Source organism: Alkaliphilus hydrothermalis, assembly GCF_016908555.1.
GTDB classification, from domain to species: domain Bacteria; phylum Bacillota; class Clostridia; order Peptostreptococcales; family Natronincolaceae; genus Alkaliphilus; species Alkaliphilus hydrothermalis.
The window spans coordinates 34,737-41,339 of record NZ_JAFBEE010000024.1 but is presented as its reverse complement, the minus strand read 5'-3'; the positions used below and the strand labels follow the sequence as shown (position 1 = coordinate 41,339).

Here is a 6,603-nt window from a genome sequence, read left to right as displayed (position 1 = left end):
AATTCTATCAGAAGGAGTATTCTTATTGTACTATATTGGAAATTATTCTCCGTTTTTGTTTGCCAAAATCTCTCCATTTTATTTTACCATTTACAGATGTGAACAGTTGTTAAAAGCTCTACCATAAGATCCAGTCTTTTTAAGTATTATATGTTTTTTTATTTCTTTAGATATAGAAGTGCAATCACGATGGAGCTCTCTTGCGATAGCTTTAAAAGAAAAAGAATCCTTAAGCATGTGTTCTATGGAAACTCTTTCATCTAGGGTAAAATGTTTGAACTTAGCCATAAATGGTCTCCTTATTTAAAGAGAGGTATCGCTAATTGGGGTATAGTATAATTGTAAATATTTGCAACACTAAAGTCCACTCCATAATTTGTAAGACTTATTTCCACTATTAAATGAAACTAGGGTGGAAGTTAATTTTACAATTGAGTAATTGTGAAAATATTGTAAGTTTATGTAAAAAATAGGTTGACACGGCCTAGGATACGTGCTATAATTTCCTTAATTTAATATACAGAGGTGATACCATGGCTACATATGCTTCTAAGGAACTGTTAAAGTTACTATTTGAGGATGGATGGTATGAGAAAGCTCAAAAAGGTTCTCATGTTCATTTAGTTCATTCAATAAAAAAAGGTAAAGTTACTGTTCCTCATCCCAGGAAGGATGTTCCGGAAGGAACTGCAAAAAATATCCTTCGCCAAGCAGGGCTTTTAAAATAAGCCTTGTTTGGAGGGAAAATGGCATATAAGATACATTTTGGGTAATAAAGTATTACACAATATATGTTACTTGTATGGTATAGAGATACTTGGATCGAAAGACATGTTTAGAGGCTATGTAGTCTAGTTTCACTTCTGTTATTAAAGAGAATAGCGAAAATTATCGTTTGTTTTGAAACTGATAATATTTCGCTATTTTTATAAAATGCATATTGACACGCATAAAAGTACGTATTATAGTATATAATATATTATAAAATTATATTAAGAGGTGTTATAAATGGATAGATATGTTTATGTTGCTATATTTACAAAAGATAATGAAGTGTACAATATTAGCTTTCCAGATTTACCAGGTTGTTATACCTATGGAGGTACAATTGAGGAGGCATATAATATGGCTAAAGAAGCATTGGAATTACATTTATATGGTATGGAAGATGATGGAGATGAAATTCCAAGCCCAACACCTGCAGAATCTATACAAATTAATGATAAAAAATCATTTACTACATTAGTAGAAGCATATATGCCACTGGTGCGTAGTCAAATGTTAAATAAATCAGTGAAAAAAACGCTAACTATTCCTAAGTGGCTAAATGATCTAGCTGAAAAGCACAATGTAAACTTTTCTCAACTACTACAAGATTCTTTAAAAAACTACTTAGGTGTTTATGATCATAAACACCTTTTTGAAAACAAAGCAGCATATAAAAAATGAATTAATATTTAAATTTTTGTTATTTGACTTAGAACTTTTTATGAATATGCTTTTGTAAAAATGATTAGACTTTTTTTAAAAATATAATATGATCGAAAATTATATAAAGTTTAATCTGATCAAACTTTTTAAAAAAACTAAGTACTTAATTTTATAATAAATCAATACTTTCATCACTTGTTTTCATCAAACTTTTTTTAAAACCAACAGTTATTTGATTCCTAAAGCCCTGAGGGTATTTGCAGGAGAAGTCTTACGAGTATTCACAGGGTTTTTTATTTTTTGCTGTGTATGTAACCCCTGCTAAGACTAGTCATGAGTATCGCACATAAAAAAAAATAAATAATAAAATAAATAAGTATGGTTGTAGGCTAGTCTATTCAATGCTTTGAACCACTTGATATAGCCGTAGGCTTGTCACCAATCTTTACTATGAATTAACATCCACCTATAAAAAGGCGATTATCCCACGATAATCGCCTTTCCTTATTATTACAATCAAGTCAAATACAAAACTATCTCTTTTAATAACGCCCTACCCCTTTCTTAACCTTCTAACCCGAATCCCATAAGCCAAATAAGGCATACCAGTGAAGACCAAAACAACCATTGTCACCAATAATAATGCAAGGATAACTGGACTCACCCAGATCGTTAGTAGAGTAAGAGCCCAAACAACAGACAATACGAGGGCTGGTAAAGCAACCTTCTTCATCTGGACCTGTTCCCGTTCATATTTTTCAATCAAAGACACTTCATCCGTATAGATGGGCTTTGTTCCCGATGGAGCACTGAAAATATGCATTTCATTACCGGCAGAACACACATGACTCCAGCCAGCCGACTCAAAGAAGGAGAAATATTCCTCATCTGGCTTAGTTTGATAATCAAGACTATATTGAATATCCTGAGGCGCTCCTTTTCTAAGCCTATAGAAAAGAAAACTACTAAAACCCTCCAGTATCCAACCTTCTTGAGCCAGCTTACTCAATTTTTTAAAGTCTTTCTCCTCAAAAAAAGCTAAACCTCCACAAGCAACAAGTTTTGTATCATTCAATTTTTACACTCCCTTTTCATTAAATATTTTCTCAGCATGGGATACCATATCTTTGCGTCGTTGGACTTCCTTCTTTAGTAGTTCGATCCCCTTATCGGTGGTTATGTAGGTCTTTCTATTGTCGCTATGATCTTCCACCAGTCTGATCAAGCCCACCGACAACAATTTCTTGATGGTGGTATACATAGAGGCAGGACCTATGGAGAATTTACTGTCGGTTAGTTCTTCAATAGATTTCATAATCAGGTACCCATGATTAGCCTCGATTAGCGTTAGCAAAATATAATAGGCGGTGTCGGTAAGTTCACCTGTTTCCAATGAATCATTTCTTGGCAAGGTCATTCCTCCTTCTGTATCATTAAATGATATATCATTATATATAATATATCATTTAATGATATATTATTCAATAGTAAATTAAAAAAAAAGAATATTACTTAAATAAAAAGTAGCAATAAAGTCTGTTTAAATATTATCCAAATAATGATAAAATAATAAAGAATATAAATATGAAAATGTTCTTACTATTTTTATAAGGAGGGGTATTTATTAAAACTAAAATTATTACCGATTCATGTTGTGACCTTTCTCCAGACTATCTTAATGAAAATAATGTACATGTAATACCTTTCACATTTCACCTTGATAATCTAGACTATGAAGATGATTTTGGTAAAACCTTGGGATACAAGTCATTTTATGATTTAGTACGTAGTGGAAAGATGTCTACCACATCCCAGATTACAGCCTATACCTTTGAGAAAGCCTTTTCTAAGTATATAGAGGAGGGACAAGCGGTAATTTATATTGGGTTTTCCTCTGCCCTAAGTAAAACCTTTGAAAATGCATTGATGGCCAGCAATAATATACTAGAAAAATATCCAAATGCAGATCTTAGCGTTATCGATTCCCGCAGTGCTACTGTAGGTTTAGGGTCACTGGTATACTGTGGCTGTGAAATGCTCAGTGGGGGAAAAAACAAAGAAGAAATTGTTAATTGGTTGGAGGACAACAAACTCAAACTAAACCACTGGTTTACAGTTGATAGTTTAGATCATCTAAAAAGAGGTGGTAGGATATCCGCAACCAGTGCTGCTATAGGGAGTTTATTAGATGTAAAACCTGTCCTAAATGTAGATGACGAAGGAAGACTTAGAAGCATTAAAAAGGTGCGGGGTAGAAAAAAAGCAATCAAATCATTAGCTGATGAATTAAAGGCACAAATTGTTAATCCAGAAGAACAGACGATTTTTATTAGTCATGGAGACTGTCAAGAGGAGGCAGAGAATTTAAAAAATCTGATCACTAAGGATGTTAAAGTAAAAGACGTCATGATAAACTACATAGGACCAGTCATAGGAACCCATACAGGTGCAGGGGTATTGTGTGTAACCTTCTTTGGAACTGGTAGAGATTCATAGCTTTGTAACAGTAACAAAACAGTATAATCAATTTTTAATGGGTGTTCACTCTACTTGAACACCTGTTTTTTTATGGGCAGTTAGAAAGTTTACACCCTAAAATGAATATGATAAGATTAATTAAGCAAATTTCTTAGAGAAAAAATATAAATAATGGGGTAAAGAGATGATTAAGATAGAAAAACTCTTCAAAAGAAAAGGTCTTAAAAAAATAGCATTCCTTCTTATACTAATACTGGGAATCCCAGTCTTTCTATATCAACAGAATAATATGATCACAACCACCAATATTATCGTAGAGTCCAATCGGCTACCAGAACGCTTTGATGGTTATAGAATCCTACACTTATCAGATCTTCATAGCAAATCCTTTGGAGAAAACCAAAAGTACTTAGTCAATAAAGTTAAAAAAGCACAGCCAGATATCATTGTATTTACTGGTGACTTAATCGACAGTAGGCGATACAATGAAGAGCATAGCATCATACTAATGGAGGAACTTGCAAAGATTACTGAAGTCTATTACGTGAATGGAAATCATGAAGCACGGAGATGGAACGAATACCCAAATCTAGAAAAGACTCTTCAGCAGATGGGTGTCAAGGTTCTTCGGAATACCCACCTTCCCATTAATAGAGATGGGGATCAAATCTATATCATAGGCATTGATGACCCTAACTTTGATTATGCAATGAATAGAGAAGGCAAATCAGTAAGGGATGTACTGGAGATAAACCGATGGAAAATTGATGAAGCTCAGACGAATTCCTTCAAGATATTACTTTCCCACAGACCAGAGCTGTTTTCTCTTTATGTAGAAAGCAATATCGATATAACCTTTTCAGGTCATGCCCACGGAGGACAAATTAGGCTACCTTTTATAGGGGGTTTATTCTCACCAGGACAAGGTTTTTTACCAAAATATAGTTCTGGTAAGTATGAAGAAAAAGATTCAACATTGATTGTCAGTCGGGGGTTAGGTAATAGTATTTTTCCCCAAAGACTCTTCAATAGACCTGAAATAATTGTAGTAGAACTCAAAAACAAGTGAGTATAGGTAAAGTCCTATGACTCATTTTTTTTTCTAAGCATATATAAAACATAGTAATGAATTTAATATTGTTAAATACTATTATATATATTGAGTCGGGGTATATAAAAAATAACACTCAACATACAAAAAAGGAGGTAGTTCAGTTGATTAAGAAAATAGATTATGAAAACATGGGAAAGAACAAATTATCATGGCTTGAAGCCACCTACCATTTTTCTTTTGGAGACTATCACAATCCTGAAAATATGGGGTTTGGGGCTTTAAGGGTATTAAACGATGACATCATCTCAGGCAATAGGGGGTTTGAAACCCATCCCCATCGAGATATGGAAATTGTCACTTATGTTGTAGAGGGTCGGTTGACCCATGAGGATAGTATGGGTAATAAAGGCTCTATAGGTAAAGGACAAGTACAATACATGAGTGCAGGAACCGGTGTATATCATAGCGAACACAATCTAGAGGATCAACCCATCAGAACGTTACAGATATGGATTCTTCCCGATAAAAAAGGCCATACTCCCGACTACGGAGATTATAAATTTGATTGGAATGCCCGATTAAATACATGGTTACATTTGATCTCCAGCAAAAAAGGAAGTGCGCCAATTAAGATGAATCAGGATGTAAATTTCTACGCCCTAGAGCTTGAATCAGGGAAAGAAATAGACCTTGCAGTTAAGGATGGCCGCCAAGCTTATTTAGTACAAATAGAGGGAGTTTCAATAATCAATCAACACATACTAAATGAAAGGGATGGGATGAAAATTGTAGAGGAGGATGTTAAAATTAAGGCTACTAAAACCTCCCATATATTAGTCATTGAGATGGCAAAGAACTCTGGTAAAACCCATTAGCATAAAAAAGGTGTTAGCTCTTTGGAACTAGCACCTTTTTTATTCAAGTAGTTGTTTGGCTGTTAACTTATTTGAATACTTTTATGCGACCTTCCAATGGCATAAATTCCTTAGCTGCTGCTGGTGCAGTAGGTTTACCAAAGGGCATTTGAGCAATAAGCTTCCAATCCTGTGAAATATCCCATTCTTTTTTTACTTCGTCGTCAATCAACGGATTATAGTGTTGTAATGAAGCACCTAAACCTTCTGCTTCTAAAGCAGTCCAAATTATGTATTGTAGCATTCCGGAGGACTGTTGGGACCATATAGGGAAGGTTTCTTGATAGCTGGGGAACTTCTCTTGAAGTCCTCTTACGACTATTTGATTTTCGAAAAATAGAATGGTTCCATAACCACTACGAAAAGATTTGATCTTCTCCTCAGTTGATGCAAACTTTTTAGCAGGAACAATTCTTCTTAAAGTTTCTTTAGTAATATCCCATAGTCGATCATGATGCTCTCTAAATAAAACTAAAATCCTTCCACTTTGGGAATTGAAGGCAGTAGGGGCATAGGTAACAGCGTGATTAATGATTTCCAGAATCTTTTCGTCGGAAACCACCTCTTCTTTACTAATTCCATAAATGGAGCGACGGTCTTCAACTGCTTTATAAAAGTTTTTCACGGTTTTTCCCTCCTAAAGTAATGAGTATTATAAACTTATAGTATTCTTACCCACAAAATGAATGGATATGTAAAGAAATTAACGTATATTTGGGGAAAGAT

At 34.2% G+C, this 6,603-nt stretch carries 9 protein-coding genes; 5 read left to right on the top strand and 4 right to left on the bottom strand.

The genetic code is table 11. From position 1 onward, the window contains the following. Positions 1 to 90: 90 nt before the first annotated feature. Positions 91 to 288 carry a helix-turn-helix domain-containing protein gene (locus JOC73_RS13235; protein ID WP_204404036.1) on the bottom strand — a complete coding sequence of 66 codons (198 nt, stop codon included), beginning with the start codon at positions 286 to 288 and terminating at the stop codon, positions 91 to 93. Positions 289 to 533: 245 nt separating this feature from the next. On the opposite strand from JOC73_RS13235, the gene JOC73_RS13230 reads away from it, so the two are divergent. Then, complete coding sequence (locus JOC73_RS13230) at positions 534 to 728, top strand: type II toxin-antitoxin system HicA family toxin (RefSeq protein ID WP_204404035.1); 195 nt, start codon at positions 534 to 536, stop codon at positions 726 to 728. A gap of 280 nt (positions 729 to 1,008) precedes the next feature. Then, a complete protein-coding gene (locus JOC73_RS13225) occupies positions 1,009 to 1,449 on the top strand; it encodes a type II toxin-antitoxin system HicB family antitoxin (RefSeq protein WP_204404033.1) in 441 nt (146 codons plus the stop codon). Positions 1,450 to 1,984: 535 nt separating this feature from the next. Here JOC73_RS13225 and JOC73_RS13220 read toward each other — a convergent pair. Both JOC73_RS13220 and JOC73_RS13215 read right to left on the bottom strand, forming a co-directional pair. Next, the gene (locus tag JOC73_RS13220; protein ID WP_204404031.1) at positions 1,985 to 2,506 is read right to left on the bottom strand and encodes a DUF2812 domain-containing protein; all 522 of its coding nucleotides are present in this window, start codon (positions 2,504 to 2,506) and stop codon (positions 1,985 to 1,987) included. 3 nt (positions 2,507 to 2,509) lie between these two features. Beyond that, positions 2,510 to 2,842: a PadR family transcriptional regulator gene (locus tag JOC73_RS13215; protein WP_204404029.1), complete on the bottom strand. Its 333-nt coding sequence runs from the start codon at positions 2,840 to 2,842 to the stop codon at positions 2,510 to 2,512. A 212-nt stretch (positions 2,843 to 3,054) separates the two neighbouring features. Between JOC73_RS13215 and JOC73_RS13210 the strand changes: the two genes are divergently transcribed. From JOC73_RS13210 to JOC73_RS13200, 3 genes are all read left to right on the top strand, one after another. After that, positions 3,055 to 3,927: a DegV family protein gene (locus JOC73_RS13210; RefSeq protein WP_204404040.1), complete on the top strand. Its 873-nt coding sequence runs from the start codon at positions 3,055 to 3,057 to the stop codon at positions 3,925 to 3,927. 166 nt (positions 3,928 to 4,093) lie between these two features. Continuing rightward, the gene (locus JOC73_RS13205) at positions 4,094 to 4,978 is read left to right on the top strand and encodes a metallophosphoesterase (protein WP_204404027.1); all 885 of its coding nucleotides are present in this window, start codon (positions 4,094 to 4,096) and stop codon (positions 4,976 to 4,978) included. Positions 4,979 to 5,124: 146 nt separating this feature from the next. Beyond that, positions 5,125 to 5,838, top strand: coding sequence for a pirin family protein (locus JOC73_RS13200; protein WP_204404025.1), 714 nt, complete (start codon positions 5,125 to 5,127; stop codon positions 5,836 to 5,838). A 67-nt stretch (positions 5,839 to 5,905) separates the two neighbouring features. Here the strand turns inward: JOC73_RS13200 and JOC73_RS13195 are convergent, their stop codons facing one another. Beyond that, positions 5,906 to 6,502: a nitroreductase family protein gene (locus JOC73_RS13195; protein WP_204404023.1), complete on the bottom strand. Its 597-nt coding sequence runs from the start codon at positions 6,500 to 6,502 to the stop codon at positions 5,906 to 5,908. Between the last annotated feature and the right edge of the window lie 101 nt (positions 6,503 to 6,603).